Source organism: Pseudomonas paralactis (assembly GCF_001439735.1).
Classification (GTDB): Bacteria; Pseudomonadota; Gammaproteobacteria; order Pseudomonadales; family Pseudomonadaceae; genus Aquipseudomonas; species Aquipseudomonas paralactis.
Map to the genome: position 1 here is coordinate 739,974 of NZ_JYLN01000003.1, position 14,557 is coordinate 754,530.

16 protein-coding genes are annotated in these 14,557 nt (G+C 57.9%); 7 read left to right on the top strand and 9 right to left on the bottom strand.

Features of this window, described 5'->3' with window-relative positions; translation table 11 throughout:
• Nucleotides 1–5 precede the first annotated feature (5 nt).
• The 3 genes from trpD (at nt 6) to TX23_RS11570 (ending at nt 2,728) form a co-directional block, all read left to right on the top strand.
• Nucleotides 6–1,055, top strand: coding sequence for an anthranilate phosphoribosyltransferase (gene trpD / locus TX23_RS11560; protein WP_003194694.1), 1,050 nt, complete (start codon nt 6–8; stop codon nt 1,053–1,055).
• Nucleotides 1,052–1,888 carry an indole-3-glycerol phosphate synthase TrpC gene (gene trpC / locus TX23_RS11565; protein ID WP_057702270.1) on the top strand — a complete coding sequence of 279 codons (837 nt, stop codon included), beginning with the start codon at nt 1,052–1,054 and terminating at the stop codon, nt 1,886–1,888. The genes trpD and trpC overlap by 4 nt, the downstream gene beginning before the upstream one ends.
• A gap of 144 nt (nt 1,889–2,032) precedes the next feature.
• Entirely contained in the window at nt 2,033–2,728 is a 696-nt protein-coding gene (locus TX23_RS11570) for a lipoyl protein ligase domain-containing protein (RefSeq protein WP_057702271.1), read from the top strand.
• Here the strand turns inward: TX23_RS11570 and crp are convergent.
• A complete protein-coding gene (crp, locus tag TX23_RS11575; protein WP_057702302.1) occupies nt 2,725–3,369 on the bottom strand; it encodes a cAMP-activated global transcriptional regulator CRP in 645 nt (214 codons plus the stop codon). The two genes, TX23_RS11570 and crp, sit on opposite strands and share 4 nt — an antisense overlap.
• Before the next feature lie 246 nt (nt 3,370–3,615).
• Between crp and TX23_RS11580 the strand changes: the two genes are divergently transcribed.
• Complete coding sequence (locus TX23_RS11580) at nt 3,616–4,038, top strand: OsmC family protein (RefSeq protein WP_057702272.1); 423 nt, start codon at nt 3,616–3,618, stop codon at nt 4,036–4,038.
• A 51-nt stretch (nt 4,039–4,089) separates the two neighbouring features.
• Here TX23_RS11580 and coq7 read toward each other — a convergent pair whose 3' ends face one another.
• The 6 genes from coq7 to hemJ form a co-directional block, all read right to left on the bottom strand.
• A complete protein-coding gene (coq7, locus tag TX23_RS11585) occupies nt 4,090–4,737 on the bottom strand; it encodes a 2-polyprenyl-3-methyl-6-methoxy-1,4-benzoquinone monooxygenase (protein ID WP_057702273.1) in 648 nt (215 codons plus the stop codon).
• 85 nt (nt 4,738–4,822) lie between these two features.
• A complete protein-coding gene (locus TX23_RS11590; protein WP_032879203.1) occupies nt 4,823–5,161 on the bottom strand; it encodes a histidine triad nucleotide-binding protein in 339 nt (112 codons plus the stop codon).
• A gap of 45 nt (nt 5,162–5,206) precedes the next feature.
• The gene (locus TX23_RS11595; protein WP_057702274.1) at nt 5,207–5,995 is read right to left on the bottom strand and encodes an SDR family NAD(P)-dependent oxidoreductase; all 789 of its coding nucleotides are present in this window, start codon (nt 5,993–5,995) and stop codon (nt 5,207–5,209) included.
• Nucleotides 5,996–6,058: 63 nt separating this feature from the next.
• Nucleotides 6,059–7,021, bottom strand: a complete 963-nt coding sequence (locus TX23_RS11600) for a DUF805 domain-containing protein (protein WP_057702275.1) — start codon at nt 7,019–7,021, stop codon at nt 6,059–6,061.
• A gap of 69 nt (nt 7,022–7,090) precedes the next feature.
• Nucleotides 7,091–8,053, bottom strand: a complete 963-nt coding sequence (locus tag TX23_RS11605) for an NAD(P)H-dependent flavin oxidoreductase (protein ID WP_057702276.1) — start codon at nt 8,051–8,053, stop codon at nt 7,091–7,093.
• A 25-nt stretch (nt 8,054–8,078) separates the two neighbouring features.
• Nucleotides 8,079–8,507, bottom strand: a complete 429-nt coding sequence (gene hemJ / locus TX23_RS11610) for a protoporphyrinogen oxidase HemJ (protein WP_057702277.1) — start codon at nt 8,505–8,507, stop codon at nt 8,079–8,081.
• Nucleotides 8,508–8,641: 134 nt separating this feature from the next.
• Here hemJ and argC point away from each other — a divergent pair, with 134 nt between their 5' ends.
• Complete coding sequence (gene argC / locus TX23_RS11615; protein WP_057702278.1) at nt 8,642–9,676, top strand: N-acetyl-gamma-glutamyl-phosphate reductase; 1,035 nt, start codon at nt 8,642–8,644, stop codon at nt 9,674–9,676.
• Nucleotides 9,677–9,840: 164 nt separating this feature from the next.
• On the top strand, nt 9,841–10,191 hold the full coding sequence (gene erpA, locus TX23_RS11620; RefSeq protein WP_003176443.1) for an iron-sulfur cluster insertion protein ErpA: 351 nt from the start codon (nt 9,841–9,843) through the stop codon (nt 10,189–10,191).
• 69 nt (nt 10,192–10,260) lie between these two features.
• Here the strand turns inward: erpA and TX23_RS11625 are convergent, their stop codons facing one another.
• Both TX23_RS11625 and TX23_RS11630 read right to left on the bottom strand, forming a co-directional pair.
• Nucleotides 10,261–11,352: an anhydro-N-acetylmuramic acid kinase gene (locus tag TX23_RS11625; RefSeq protein ID WP_057702279.1), complete on the bottom strand. Its 1,092-nt coding sequence runs from the start codon at nt 11,350–11,352 to the stop codon at nt 10,261–10,263.
• Nucleotides 11,353–11,355: 3 nt separating this feature from the next.
• Nucleotides 11,356–12,768 (bottom strand): peptidoglycan DD-metalloendopeptidase family protein, encoded by a 1,413-nt coding sequence (locus TX23_RS11630; protein ID WP_057702280.1) that lies wholly within the window; start codon nt 12,766–12,768, stop codon nt 11,356–11,358.
• Nucleotides 12,769–12,976: 208 nt separating this feature from the next.
• Here TX23_RS11630 and tyrS point away from each other — a divergent pair, with 208 nt between their 5' ends.
• A complete protein-coding gene (gene tyrS, locus TX23_RS11635) occupies nt 12,977–14,176 on the top strand; it encodes a tyrosine--tRNA ligase (RefSeq protein WP_057702281.1) in 1,200 nt (399 codons plus the stop codon).
• Nucleotides 14,177–14,557: the final 381 nt, after the last annotated feature.

Genomic DNA, 14,557 nt, shown 5'->3' on the forward strand with positions numbered 1-14,557 from the left:
TTTTCATGGATATCAAGACTGCCCTGAGCCGTATCGTCGGCCATCTGGACCTGAGCACCGCTGAAATGAGCGATGTGATGCGCGAAATCATGACCGGTCAATGCACCGACGCGCAGATCGGCGCCTTTATGATGGCCATGCGCATGAAGAGCGAGAGCATCGACGAAATCGTCGGTGCGGTGTCGGTCATGCGTGAGCTGGCGGACAAGGTTGAGCTCAAGACCCTCGACGGCGTCGTCGATGTGGTCGGCACCGGCGGTGACGGTGCGAACATTTTCAACGTCTCGACGGCTTCATCCTTTGTGGTCGCTGCCGCCGGTTGCACCGTTGCCAAGCACGGTAACCGCGCGGTGTCGGGCAAGAGCGGCAGTGCCGACTTGCTGGAAGCGGCCGGCATCTACCTGAACCTCACGCCTGTGCAAGTCGCGCGCTGTATCGACAGCGTAGGCATCGGCTTCATGTTTGCCCAATCCCATCACGGTGCCATGAAACACGCGGCCGGCCCGCGCAAGGACCTTGGCCTGCGTACCCTGTTCAACATGCTTGGCCCGCTTACGAATCCGGCCGGTGTGAAGCATCAGGTAGTGGGGGTGTTCAGCCAGGCGTTGTGCCGGCCGCTGGCCGAAGTGTTGCAGCGTCTGGGCAGCAAACATGTGCTGGTAGTGCATTCCAAAGACGGTCTGGACGAATTCAGCCTGGCGGCGCCGACCTTTGTGGCGGAGCTGAAAAACGACGAGGTCACCGAGTATTGGGTCGAACCTGAAGACTTGGGCATGAAGAGCCAGAGCTTGCACGGCCTGGCGGTGGAAAGCCCGGCAGCTTCGCTGGAACTGATCCGCGATGCCCTGGGACGTCGCAAAACCGAAAACGGCCAGAAAGCTGCGGAAATGATCGTTCTGAATGCTGGTGCGGCACTTTACGCAGCCGACCATGCCTATAGTCTTAAGGAGGGTGTCGCGCTGGCTCACGATGCGCTGCACACTGGGCTGGCTCGCGAGAAGCTCGAAGAGCTGGGTGCATTCACTGCCGTATTCAAGATGGAGAATGAGGGATGAGTGTGCCAACCGTTCTGGAAAAGATCCTGGCCCGCAAGGCGGAAGAAGTGGCCGAACGCCGCGCCCGTGTGAGCCTGGCCGAGCTGGAAGCGCAGGCTAAAGCCGCTGATGCGCCGCGTGGCTTTGCCAATGCTCTGATCACTCAGGCCAAGCTTAAACAACCGGCCGTGATCGCCGAGGTCAAAAAAGCCTCACCGAGCAAGGGCGTGATCCGCGAAAACTTCGTACCAGCCGAAATCGCCGTCAGCTATGAGAAGGGCGGGGCGACTTGCCTGTCTGTGTTGACCGATATCGACTACTTCCAGGGTTCCGATCTGTTCCTGCAACAAGCTCGTGCGGCGTGCAAGTTGCCGGTGATCCGCAAGGATTTCATGGTTGACCCGTACCAGATCGTCGAAGCCCGTGCCCTGGGCGCCGACTGCGTATTGCTGATCGTCTCCGCGCTGGATGATGTGAAGATGGCGGAGTTGGCGGCCGTGGCCAAAAGCGTCGGCCTGGATGTGTTGGTCGAAGTGCATGACGGCGACGAATTGGAGCGCGCGTTGAAAACCCTCGACACACCGCTGGTGGGGGTCAACAACCGTAACCTGCATACCTTTGAAGTCAGTCTGGAAAATACCCTGGATCTGTTGCCGCGTATTCCCCGCGACCGCCTGGTGATTACCGAGAGTGGCATCGTCAACCGTGCCGACGTGGAGCTGATGGAAATCAGCGGCGTTTACTCGTTCCTGGTGGGTGAGACGTTTATGCGTGCCGAAAACCCGGGAGCGGAACTGCAGCGCCTGTTCTTTCCGGAGCGTGGTACGACGATCAGCAGTTCGACATTGGATTGATGTGAAATACGCTCGAAACTGTGGGAGCTGGCTTGCCTGCGATAGCGGCGGGTCAGCCAACCTCTGTGTAGCTGACACACCGCTATCGCAGGCAAGCCAGCTCCCACATTGGGTTTTGTGTTTATTCAGATAGGTAGGTGCTCGATGCTCCAGCCCGTGATCATGACTGTCGAAGCAGGCCTTGCCGCCGAGCAAGCCCTATTGGCAGCCGTTTGCGCGCATGAGCAGGAATTCGGGCTGCTGTTCTGGCAGCCCAGCGACCAAGCGCTCGTCATGCCGCGTCGACTAAGCCGGCTGCCGGCCTTCGAGGCGGCCAGCCAAATCTCGGCGCAAGCCGAATGGCCGGTATTGCTGAGGGAAACGGGCGGTGAGCCGGTGCCGCAGTCCAGTGCCACGGTGAATATCGCCCTGGTTTATGCGCCGCCACGCAGCGAAGGTGACCAAGGGCGAATCGAGACGGGCTATCAGCGCCTGTGTCAGCCGATCTGCGACTTCCTCATTGAGTTGGGCGGCGATGCCACCGTCGGCGAAATCGACGGGGCTTTTTGTGACGGTCGTTACAACGTCAACCTCAATGGTCGCAAGATGGTGGGTACCGCCCAGCGTTGGCGCCAAAGTGGTGGGCGCCCGGTGGGCTTGATCCACGGTGCATTGTTGCTGGATAACGATCGTGAAGAATTGATCGAAGCGGTCAACCGTTTCAACCAGGCCTGTGGTTTGGAGCAGCGGGTTCGCGCCGAGAGCCACATTGCGCTGCACGAAGCCTTTCCCGCACCGGATGCGATTAATCGGCTCGACACGTCGTACCGTCAGATGCTGGCCAGCTTCATGCCGGTTTAACGGGTGCCGAAGACCACCATCGTCTTGCCTTTGACGTGTACCAGGTTGCGTTCTTCCAAGTCCTTGAGCACGCGGCCGACCATCTCTCTCGAACAACCGACAATGCGCCCGATCTCTTGGCGCGTCACCTTGATTTGCATGCCGTCGGGATGGGTCATGGCATCGGGTTGCTTGCACAATTCCAGCAAGCAACGCGCTACGCGACCGGTCACATCGAAGAACGCCAGGTCGCCGACCTTGCGCGTCGTGTCACGCAGGCGCTGGGCGATCTGGCCGCTCAGGGCGTACAAGATGTCCGGATCATGTTGGGCCAATTCGCGAAATTTCGCATAGCTGATCTCGGCCACCTCGCACTCGACTTTGGTTCGTACCCAAGCGCTACGCTGCTGTTCTTTGCCTGCTTGTTCAAATAACCCCAGCTCTCCGAAGAAATCGCCGGTGTTGAGGTAGGCGATGATCATTTCGCGACCGTCTTCATCCTCGATCAGGATGGTGACCGAGCCCTTGATTATGAAGAACAGGGTTTCCGAGCGCTCGCCAGCGCAGATGATGTTGTGCTTGGCCGGATGACGCCGACGCTGGCAATGCATCAATAGCTTGTCGAGGTTCTTGATCTTGGGTGTGGGAGTAAGAGCAACCATGGTTGTATCCCGAAAAGACTGCGCGGTGTAAGTGGCGTTGTTTTTATCCAGCGGCATCGGCGTTGATGCACGCTGTAAGAATCATGGCAATGCGCCATTGATTTGGCGCCAGCTTACCAGACACATTCTGCCTCGATTAGCCAATTTATCGGCAAACGCAGTCATTTATCGATTTTATCCGGGGCGCTGCTGTTCCAAGGGCCTGTGCTAAGCTGGCGACCCTTTTTTAGCAGTGGAGTCTGGGCGATGAAGGCACGCATCCAATGGGCGGGCGAAGCCATGTTCCTCGGTGAGTCGGGCAGTGGCCATGTGGTGGTCATGGACGGCCCGCCGGAAGCCGGTGGCCGTAACCTGGGTGTACGCCCGATGGAAATGTTGCTGCTGGGTGTTGGCGGTTGCAGCAATTTTGATGTGGTCAGCATCTTGAAGAAGTCCCGCCAGGCGGTGGAAAGCTGTGAAGCCTTCCTGGAAGCCGAGCGCGCCACTGAAGATCCCAAGGTATTTACCAGGATCCATATGCATTTCGTGGTCAAGGGCCGGGCGCTGAAGGAAGCCCAGGTCAAGCGTGCCATTGAGCTGTCAGCCGAAAAATACTGCTCGGCGTCAATCATGCTGGGCGCTGCCGGTGTGAGCATTACTCACGATTATGAAATCATCGAATTGGGTTGATTGCGGCAGCTGCGGGCAAAAGAAAGGGCGCTTGGAGCGCCCTTTTTTGATTTAGATTCTGTAGGTGCTTTGGGTCATGACCTTGGCCAAAACGCTCATGCCCAAGCGCACCGGTGCCGGGAAGCGGAAACCGCCTGCGTCCAGCGCGCTGTCTGCATGGTGTTCTTCATCGATGCGCATCTGCTCAAGGATGGCGCGAGACTTTTCATCTTCGGCCGGCAATTGCTCAAGATGCTCATCCAGATGCTTGCAGACCTGATGCTCCGTCGCGGCGACAAATCCGAGGCTGACTTTATCGCTGATCAAACCTGCGGCGGCGCCGATACCAAATGACAAACCATAAAACAGCGGGTTCAGCACGCTGGGATGGCTGCCCAATTGGCGGATACGTTGCTCGCACCAGGCCAGGTGGTCGATCTCTTCCTCGGCCGCATGCTCCATCGCCGCACGTACCTGCGGCAACTTGGCGGTCAATGCCTGGCCTTGATACAGCGCCTGGGCACACACTTCACCGGTGTGGTTGATGCGCATCAGGCCGGCGACGTGACGGGTGTCCGTTTCGCTCATCTGGGCATCGGGCTGTACGATGGCGGGTGACGGACGGTACGGTTGGCCACTGAATGGCAACAGCGTGCGCATGGCCATATCGGCTTGCAGCAGCAGACGGTCAATCGGCGAGTAGTGACGTTGGGTAGTCATGCTGACCTCCGGGAAGAATCTCGGCGGCCAGTTTACCGCAAGAGAGGGCGAAGCGTTTGCGCTGAGTCAATTTGACCCTCGGCACTCAGCCCGGCGGCCAGTTCATCTGGCGCTGGCCGAGTACGTGCATATGGATGTGGTAAACGGTCTGTCCTCCGTCTTCATTGCAGTTCATCACCACTCGAAAGCCTTTTTCGCAGCCCTGTTCCACGGCCAGGCGCTGGGCAGTGAACAAAATATGACCGGCCAGGGCTTTGTCTTCCTCGGTCAAGTCATTGAGGGTACGAATCGGTTTTTTTGGAATTACCAGAAAATGTACCGGCGCTTGCGGGGCGATATCGTGAAAGGCGAGCACTTGATCATCTTCATAGATGATCCTGGCGGGTATTTCTCGGTTGATGATCTTGGTGAACAGAGTATCCACAGCTGTTTCTCCAGGGTAACAGTGAAGGTGAGTGTACTGAGGCGGTCAACGCTGGCAATAGGCTTTGTTGATCGCGCCGGCAATCTTGCGGGTCAGCCAGCGGGGGCTCAAACGTGGGCTGAACGTCAGCCAGCGGTTGCGACGTCCGGGGATGATGATGGCTTTGTTTTTTTCCAGTGCACGTACGGTGTAGAGCGCGACTTCCTCCGGGCTCATCAGTTGCTGGCTGCGGTCGAGTTTTGCAGTGTCCATCTGCGCAGTACCGAAGAACGCGGTGCGCGTCGGGCCGGGGCATAGCACCGAGACTTTGATACCGCAGGTCTTCAGCTCTTCGCGCAATCCTTCGGAGAAGTGCAGCACATAGGCTTTGCTGGCGTAATAGCTGCTCATCCACGGGCCTGGCTGAAAAGCGGCGACCGAGGCGACATTGAGTATCTGCCCGCCACCTTGCAGCGCCATGGAGTTTCCGAGGGCGTGGCACATACGTGTCAGCGCGAGGATGTTGACTTCGATCAGATCCTGCTCGGTCATCCAGTCCTGCGCCAAAAATGGCCCGCTGGTGCCAATGCCGGCGCAATTGACCAGCAGGTCTATCTGCCGCTCGCCTTCTTCGAGTTCCAGCAAAAAACCGGACAAGCGCAGCGGCTCGCCCAAGTCGCAGGCACGAAACAGCACCTCGACGCCGAAGCGTTGGGTCAGTTCAGTGGCAATGCTTTCCAACTGATCACGCTGACGGGCCACGAGAATCAGGCTGCGGCCGCGCCGAGCCAGAGCTTCGGCCAAAGCCAGGCCGATGCCGCTGGAGGCGCCGGTGATCAGAGCGTAACGGGTCATGCCTTTCTCCATCGCAACGCCGCCTGCCTGTGACAGTGGCGTCACAGGCAGGCGGGCGTTTCTTCACTGTTGCCCAGAGTCTACAGGTTCGGCTGCATCGTCAGCACTTTGCTCTGCGGCTTCATCAGTAATGACGCTTTGATCCGCGTCTTCGTCGGAGGTAAGGGTGCTGCTTTCGTAGCTGCTGTCCATGTTGGCTTCAAGTTGATCCAGATAGCCGTTCATGCCCAGGGTCAGGCCGATGATGAGCATCAATGGAATAAATGCCAGCCACAGCGAGGCCAGGATTTTCACCGCGGTAGAGTTCGGTGGTGGCGGTGCGCCGTATTGGTTGGCACCCGCGTTGCCTGGCAATACCAGCAGCAGAATGGGGAACACGCTATTGACCACCGGAACCAGATTGAGCAAATACAGCCAGCCCGACCAGCCCATATCGTGCAGGCGTTGCACACCGATTTGCACGCTCACGACTACAAGTGCAACAAACAGTGCAAAACCCAGTAACGAGCCGAGGATGATGGCGATAGTGGGTGAGGCTGTCGCCACGGCGAAGCCGACGGTACTGATGATACCTGTGGCCACCAGCAAGGCGACGGTCAGCGCCAGTGTCCAGGCCAGGTACCGCAGGCGTCCGATGCGCCCGTGCACGGTGAAGACCTTGAGCGTGGCGAATTCTGGCAAGTCATCGCCAACTGTTGCGCGTGGCGGTGCATAGGGCGATGCGGCGGCGCGGGAGAAGTCGGTGCCGGAAGAATCGGTTTCGTGGGTTTCGGCAAGGCTGAACGCCACAGGTTGTTCTGCTTCGATGCGTGCCTCGACCCCGGCGTTTTGCAGCGCCGTGAGGTAGGTTTCTGCGTCGGAGCGGGACAGATCGCGTTTCAGCGCGACCGGGCGCCCAGTAAAGAGCTTTTCGATCGCCTCGACATCGCTTTTGAATAGCTCTGCCAGGTTCAACTTGGCAGTGGTGCTTTCGACACCCGGGCGCAAGGCTCCGTCAAACACAATCTTGAAACGGCTGTCGCTCATGCGGGCATCCTTGTCACTTAATCAGGGAAAATATTGAGGCCGGCCCAATGGGCAGGCCTTGCAAATGGATCAGCGTGGCCAGCGCAACTGCGCCGCGCGCTCGCGTGCCCGGCGATATTCTGCGTCCAGGCGCGCAACAAGTTCGTCTACGCCAGGCAAATCGTTGATCTCACCGACGCCTTGACCAGCGGACCATACAGTTTTCCACGCTTTGGCCTCATCGCTCAATGGCTTGAGCTTGGAGCCGAAGTTGATTTCACCTTTGCCTTGAAGCGCAGCGAGATCAAAACCGGCATTTTCCAGGCTCTGGCGCATAAAACTTGCGGGCACGCCGGAGACAGCAGGAGTGTGCACGATGTCGGCGGCGTGCGATGTGAGCAGCATCTCTTTATAGGCATCCGGTGCCTGGCTTTCAGTGGTGCCAATAAAGCGCGTGCCGAAATAGGCCAGGTCGGCACCGAGCAATTGGGCGGCCAGAACTTCATGCCCGTGGTTGAGGCAACCGGCCAACAGCAGGGTTTTATCGAAGAACTGGCGAATTTCGGCAATCAGTGAAAAGGGACTCCAGGTGCCGGCATGGCCACCCGCGCCAGCGGCTACGGCAATCAAGCCATCGACACCTGCTTCGGCCGCTTTTTCGGCATGGCGTCGGGTTGTGACGTCATGAAACACCAGGCCGCCGTAGCTGTGGACGGCATCGACCAGCTCTTTCACCGCGCCCAGGCTGGTGATGACGATGGGCACCTTGTGCTCGACGCAAATTGCCAGGTCGGCCTCCAGCCGTGGGTTGCTGTTATGCACGATCAGGTTCACGGCATAGGGCGCGGGATTGTCCAACTGTGCCAGGCCCGCTTCAATTTCTTCCAGCCAGGCTTTGAAGCCACTGCTTTCGCGCTGATTGAGTGCCGGGAAACTGCCGAGCACCCCGTTACGACAGCAGGCCAGGACCAGTTGCGGATTGGAGATCAGAAACATTGGAGCCACCACGACGGGCAGGCGCAGGCGTTGTTCCAGCAAAGCGGGCAGCGACATTGGAGGTTCCCCCGAGTAATTGAAACTAGAACGGTTTGACCACGACCAAAATTACGATAGCCAGCAATATCAGAACAGGTACTTCATTGAACCAGCGATAAAAGACATGGCTGCGGGTGTTTTCGCCACGCGCGAAGCGTTTTACCTGTGCTCCGCACATGTGGTGGTAGCCGATCAGTAGAACGACCAGGGTCAGCTTGGCGTGGATCCAGGCGCCCGACTGGAAAATGCCGGGGTTGAGGACCAGCATCCAGATACCGAATACCAGCGAGGCGAGCATCGCCGGCCCCATGATGCCGCGGTACAGTTTGCGCTCCATAACGCTGAAGCGCTCCTTGCTGACGCTATCTTCGCTTTGGGCGTGGTAGACGAACAGGCGCGGCAGGTAAAACAGCCCGGCAAACCAACAGACGATGCTGACGATGTGGAAGGCTTTGACCCATAGATAGAGCATTTTGGTTATTCCCAGGTTCACGGTAGCGAAGATAGTAGTGGCTCATGCGCCCGTACGTCACGTTGACGGTTGTCGCAGGACGATACGGCCCCTATTATCGACGGCTTTCCAGTGGGTTCGTTGAGGGCAGGTTTATGGTCAAGGTCGGTATCGTCGGCGGCACGGGTTACACCGGTGTCGAATTGCTGCGTCTGTTGGCTCAGCATCCGCAAGCTGAGGTGGTAGTCATCACTTCCCGATCCGAAGCCGGGCTGGCCGTGGCCGATATGTACCCGAACCTGCGAGGCCACTATGACGGCCTGGCGTTCAGCGTGCCGGACATCAAGACCCTGGGCGCCTGCGACGTGGTGTTCTTCGCCACGCCTCACGGTGTTGCCCATGCTTTGGCCGGTGAGTTGCTGGCGGCCGGCACCAAGGTTATCGACTTGTCGGCGGACTTCCGCCTGCAGGACGCCGATGAGTGGGCCAAGTGGTACGGCCAGCCTCATGGGGCCCCGCAGTTGTTGGAGGAGGCGGTGTACGGCTTGCCCGAAGTCAATCGTGAGCAGATCAAGCAAGCGCGCCTGATTGCGGTCCCGGGTTGCTATCCGACGGCGACACAGTTGGGTTTTCTGCCATTGCTGGAAGCGGGCTTGGCGGATGCGTCGCGCCTGATCGCCGACTGCAAATCGGGCGTCAGCGGCGCCGGTCGTGGCGCGGCGGTCGGGTCTCTGTACTCAGAGACGTCGGAAAGCATGAAAGCCTATGCGGTAAAAGGTCATCGCCATCTGCCGGAAATCCGCCAGGGCTTGCGCCGTGCGGCAGGCAAGGATGTAGGCCTGACCTTTGTGCCGCACCTGACACCAATGATCCGCGGGATTCACTCCACGCTTTATGCAACCGTCACTGATCACTCGGTCGATTTGCAGGCGCTGTTTGAAAAACGTTATGCCAGTGAACCGTTCGTCGACGTGATGCCGGCGGGTAGCCACCCGGAGACGCGCAGTGTGCGTGGCGCCAATGTGTGCCGTATCGCCGTGCATCGTCCGCAGGATGGCGACCTGGTGGTAGTGCTGTCGGTGATCGACAACCTGGTTAAAGGCGCGTCGGGCCAGGCGGTGCAGAACATGAACATTCTGTTCGGTCTGGATGAGAAGTTGGGCCTGGCCCATGCGGGCATGTTGCCTTAATGCAGCTTGGTCGTTACGCAGAAGGCCCGTTGATCGGGCCTTTCGTGTTTTTATGGCGGCTGCACCGATTGATATACCGTAACAATAGTTGACCGCTTTTCTAGGAGAAGCGGATAATGCCGGTCATTACGCATATGGCGGCGCTACGCCGGGAGATTATCAGCATGAGCGTTGAATCCTTCACCCCCACGGCTTTGCAATTCACCCACGGTGCTGCGCACAAGGTGAAGAGCCTGGTCGATGAAGAGGGTAATGATCGCTTGAAGCTGCGCGTATTTGTTACGGGCGGCGGTTGTTCAGGGTTTCAGTACGGTTTTACCTTCGATGAAGATGTGGCCGATGACGATACTATCGTCGAGCGAGAGGGCGTCAGCCTGGTTGTCGACCCGATGAGCTTCCAATACCTGGCAGGTGCCGAGGTGGATTATCAGGAAGGTCTGGAGGGTTCGCGTTTCGTGATCAAGAACCCTAATGCCACCACCACCTGTGGCTGCGGGTCTTCGTTCTCGATCTGATCGGTAGCGGATACAGAAACGCCGCTTGGCTTTTACGGGCCAAGCGGCGTTTTGCTGTCTGAAGCTGGCTTAGGCGGGGTAGATCGCGCCAAGGACACGCAGCCCACGGGCGCCGGTTACGCTGGGACGGTTGGCGGCGATGCCTTCGAGGCAGCAATGGGCCAGCCAGGCGAAGGCCATAGCTTCGACCCAGTCTGGATCTACCCCGTAAGTGGTTGTGCTGCTGACGTGGGTGGAGGGCAGCAGCGTTGTCAGCCGATTCATCAGCGTCGCGTTATGCGCGCCGCCGCCGCAGATGAGTAAGGTCTCTGTGTTCGGCTGTGCGCTTTGCAGGGACTCGACGATGGTGAGGGCCGTCAGCTCCAGCAAAGTGGCCTGCACATCTTCGGGCGCAAAGAAGGGCAACTGGCTCAGGTGCTGTTGCAGCCAGGCCAGATTGAACACTTCGCGACCTGTGCTTTTGGGACCTTTGGTCAAGAAGAACGGGTCGCTGAGCAATGTGTTGAGTAGCTGGGGTTGAGTCTTGCCACTCGCCGCCCACTGCCCATTCCGATCAAAGTGCTCGCCGCGCTGCAAGTGAATCCACGCATCCAGAAGAACGTTCCCGGGGCCGCAGTCGAAACCCGCTACAGGCTTGTCCGTCTCGATGAGGCTGAGGTTACTGAACCCGCCGATATTCAGCACTGCACGGTTGCCAGTGTGTTCGCCAAACAAAGCTTCATGGAACGCCGGAACCAGGGGGGCGCCCTGGCCTCCGGCGGCGACATCACGGCTGCGGAAGTCGCTGACCACGCTGATACCTGTCAGCTCGGTGAGCAGGGCAGGGTTGCCGATCTGCACGGTAAAGCCTCGAGCGGGTTCATGGCGAATCGTTTGCCCATGGCTGCCAATTGCGCGTATGTCCTGAGGCTTGAGGTGGTGTTGCTCCAGCAAGGCCCGGATGCCCTGAGCGGCGAGTGTCACCCATTGTTGCTGGGCGATTGCCGAGCGGGCGATCTCATCCGGGCCGCTGGCGCACAGGCTCAGCAGTTCAGCACGCAAGGTGTCTGGCATCGGGATGTAATGCGTGGCGATCAGCTTGATCGCCGCATCCTGTTCGATAAGGGCGATATCCAGGCCGTCGAGGCTGGTCCCGGACATCACGCCGATATAGAGCGGCATACCTTAACGCTTCGCCGAAGCCAGCAAGGTGGAGCGCTCTTGATCCATCCGTGCCATCAGCGGCTGGCTCTGCTGCATGAAGCGCGCGCGTTCGGCCTTGGCAATCGGATCGGCCATCGGCAGTTTTTGGCCCAGCGGGTCGACGTGTACGCCGTTGACCTGGAACTCATAGTGCAAGTGCGGTCCGGTGGACAGGCCGGTGGTGCCGATGTAGCCGATCACTTGACCTTGCTTCACGTTGCCGCCGGTTTTGACACCCTTGGCGAACCCTTGCATGTGGCCGTACAGCGTACGGTAAGTATTACCGTGCTGGATGATCACCGTATTGCCGTAACCACCCCGGCGCCCCGCCAACAGTACCTTGCCGTCGCCCGCCGCCTTGATGGGTGTGCCACGCGGTGCGGCATAGTCCACACCCTTGTGGGCGCGAATTTTGTTCAGAATTGGATGCTTGCGACCCATGGAGAAACGCGAGCTAATACGGGCGAAGTCCACCGGCGTGCGAATGAAGGCCTTGCGCATGCTATTGCCGTCGGCCGTGTAATAGCTGCTATTGCCTTGTTTGTTTGTGTAGCGCACGGCTGTGTAAGTTTTGCCGCGGTTGGTGAAGCGCGCAGAAAGAATATTGCCGGTGCCCACCACTTTGCCGTTGGCCACTTTCTGTTCGTAGATCACATCGAATTCGTCACCCTGGCGGATGTCCTGAGCGAAGTCGATGTCATAGCCAAATACGCTGGCCATGTCCATGGTCATGCTGTGAGACAGGCCGGCGCGGGCAGCCGATTGTGACAAGGAGCTGTTGATCACGCCGTGTACGTAGGCAGAACGCATAACCGGCTTGGTGGTGATGCGGTTGAAGGCGAAGCCCTTGGCGCCTTTGCTCAGGCTGATGCTTTCCAGGTCGCTGAGGCTGGTGTGCAGGTTGTTCAACTGGCCGTCGGGTGTCAGCTCAAATTCAAGCTTTTGGCCACGTTTGAGTTGGGTGAATTGCTTGGCTTGCTTATCGCTGGCCAACACGTCATTTACAGCAGCGGCGGGCAGCCCAACCTTTTCGAACAGGGTAGACAGCGTGTCGCCTTTGCCCACGATGACTTCGCGATGCTGGGGATTCTTGGCGGCGGCTGCCGCAGGTGGTTCCTGGGTGGCTTGCCGGGTATCTTCGGGAGTGCTTTCGATCTGTGCGAAAGGTGATTCAGTTGCGGTGTTTGTGGCTTGTTGAGCGTCGGAAGCGTCTTGATCTTGTGTCAGTTGTTCAACCGGGCTTTCCAGGTCAAGACTCAGGGATGTTCGTTTGGCTTCTACGTCACTGGAAGGGAATACCAGGAGTGCCAGGCTGAGAAGGGCGGCGATACCACTTGCGGCGAGCAGGTGGGTCTTCGGGTAAAGCGGCGGCGCTTTAGACGGTTCAGTGGTCATAGGTAATTTGACTTTGAAGATGAAATGGAAAAGATGAATGACATGATGAAGATGAAATAACTGTATAAAATATAACCAAATCATCTGTGGCGCAAGCTCGCGAATGCCGGGCTCGCTGAACGGTGTCCGTGCGCAGGGCAAAACTTGTAATTAGTCCCTGATCTTGTATGGTTGGTTCCCTTTTGAATCTGAGCCTTGCGGGTCTGTTATGAAGTCGGTTGAAGAGCAGCTAGCGCTGATAAAACGTGGTGCGGAAGAACTGTTGGTTGAAGCTGAGCTGATCGAAAAGCTCAAGCGTGGCCAGCCCCTGCGTATCAAGGCTGGCTTTGATCCGACTGCGCCGGATCTGCATCTGGGCCATACCGTGCTTATTAATAAGCTGCGTCAGTTCCAGGAGCTGGGCCATCAAGTCATCTTTCTGATCGGTGACTTCACCGGAATGATTGGTGATCCCAGCGGCAAGAGTGCTACGCGCCCGCCGCTGACTCGTGAGCAGGTTCTCGATAATGCCGAGACCTACAAGACCCAGGTGTTCAAGATCCTTGACCCGGCCAAGACCGAGGTGGCTTTCAACTCCACCTGGATGGACAAGATGGGCCCCGCAGACTTCATCCGTCTGACGTCCCAGTACACCGTGGCTCGTATGCTTGAGCGCGATGACTTCGACAAGCGCTACTCCACCAACCAGCCGATCGCGATTCATGAGTTCCTCTACCCACTGGTGCAGGGGTATGACTCGGTGGCGCTGCGTGCGGATGTTGAATTGGGCGGTACCGATCAAAAGTTTAACCTGTTGATGGGGCGTGAATTGCAGCGCGCATACGGGCAGGAAGCTCAGTGCATTCTGACTATGCCTTTGCTGGAAGGGCTGGATGGCGTCAAGAAGATGTCCAAGTCCCTGGGCAACTATGTCGGCATCCAGGAAGCGCCGGGTGTTATGTACGGCAAGCTGGTTTCCATTCCTGATGCGTTGATGTGGCGCTACTTTGAATTGTTGAGCTTCCGCTCGATGGATGAAATCAATGCGCTGCGTGCGGATGTCGAAGCGGGCGCGAATCCGCGTGATGTGAAGATCAAGCTGGCTGAAGAGATTGTTGCGCGTTTCCATGGCGAAGAGGCTGCTGCCAGTGCTCATCGTGCTGCGGGTAACCGTATGAAGGATGGCGAGTTGCCGGACGATCTGCCGGAGATTGAATTGACCGCTACCGAGGCAATGCCGATTGCGGCCGTCCTTAATAAGGCGGGTCTGGTTAAGAACTCGGCGGTCGCTCGTGATCTGTTGGGGTCGGGCGGTGTGCGTATAGATGGTGAGGTTGTTGATCGCACCTTTATATATGAGCTGGGCGCTACCCACGTTTGTCAGGCTGGAAAGAAGGCATTTGCGCGTATTACGCTCAAATCCGAATAAGTCTGAAATTAGGTGTTGACGGCGAATTATATCTGTCTATAATTCGCCCCACTTCCAGCGCAGTCGAAACGGAAAACTCCTTGGTAAACAATGAGTTACGCGGTTTTCGGCAGTGGGTTGCTTCAGTTCATCGAGGCCAAAAGGAAGTTGAAAAAGAGGTGTTGACAGCAGCGTGTAACGCTGTAGAATTCGCCTCCCGCTTCGGAGAGATCTTAAGCGCAAGTGGTTGAAGTTGTTGAAGAAATCTTCGAAAGCTTCTGAAAATAATCACTTGACAGCAAATGAGGCTGCTGTAGAATGCGCGCCTCGGTTGAGACGAAAGATCTTAACCAACCGCTCTTTAACAACTGAATCAAGCAATTCGTGTGGGTGCTTGTGGAG

Bases quoted from the DNA above. Each gene is read 5' to 3' on its own strand.
- TX23_RS11605 (WP_057702276.1), bottom strand. From the start codon at position 8,053: ATGTCGCTGCCCGCTTTGCTGGAACAACGCCTGCGCCTGCCCGTCGTG.
- coq7 (WP_057702273.1), bottom strand. From the start codon at position 4,737: ATGACTACCCAACGTCACTACTCGCCGATTGACCGTCTGCTGCTGCAA.
- argC (WP_057702278.1), top strand. From the start codon at position 8,642: ATGGTCAAGGTCGGTATCGTCGGCGGCACGGGTTACACCGGTGTCGAA.
- TX23_RS11595 (WP_057702274.1), bottom strand. From the start codon at position 5,995: ATGACCCGTTACGCTCTGATCACCGGCGCCTCCAGCGGCATCGGCCTG.
- trpD (WP_003194694.1), top strand. From the start codon at position 6: ATGGATATCAAGACTGCCCTGAGCCGTATCGTCGGCCATCTGGACCTG.
- TX23_RS11580 (WP_057702272.1), top strand. From the start codon at position 3,616: ATGAAGGCACGCATCCAATGGGCGGGCGAAGCCATGTTCCTCGGTGAG.
- erpA (WP_003176443.1), top strand. From the start codon at position 9,841: ATGAGCGTTGAATCCTTCACCCCCACGGCTTTGCAATTCACCCACGGT.
- crp (WP_057702302.1), bottom strand. From the start codon at position 3,369: ATGGTTGCTCTTACTCCCACACCCAAGATCAAGAACCTCGACAAGCTA.
- TX23_RS11570 (WP_057702271.1), top strand. From the start codon at position 2,033: ATGCTCCAGCCCGTGATCATGACTGTCGAAGCAGGCCTTGCCGCCGAG.
- TX23_RS11600 (WP_057702275.1), bottom strand. From the start codon at position 7,021: ATGAGCGACAGCCGTTTCAAGATTGTGTTTGACGGAGCCTTGCGCCCG.
- trpC (WP_057702270.1), top strand. From the start codon at position 1,052: ATGAGTGTGCCAACCGTTCTGGAAAAGATCCTGGCCCGCAAGGCGGAA.
- tyrS (WP_057702281.1), top strand. From the start codon at position 12,977: ATGAAGTCGGTTGAAGAGCAGCTAGCGCTGATAAAACGTGGTGCGGAA.
- hemJ (WP_057702277.1), bottom strand. From the start codon at position 8,507: ATGCTCTATCTATGGGTCAAAGCCTTCCACATCGTCAGCATCGTCTGT.
- TX23_RS11625 (WP_057702279.1), bottom strand. From the start codon at position 11,352: ATGCCGCTCTATATCGGCGTGATGTCCGGGACCAGCCTCGACGGCCTG.
- TX23_RS11630 (WP_057702280.1), bottom strand. From the start codon at position 12,768: ATGACCACTGAACCGTCTAAAGCGCCGCCGCTTTACCCGAAGACCCAC.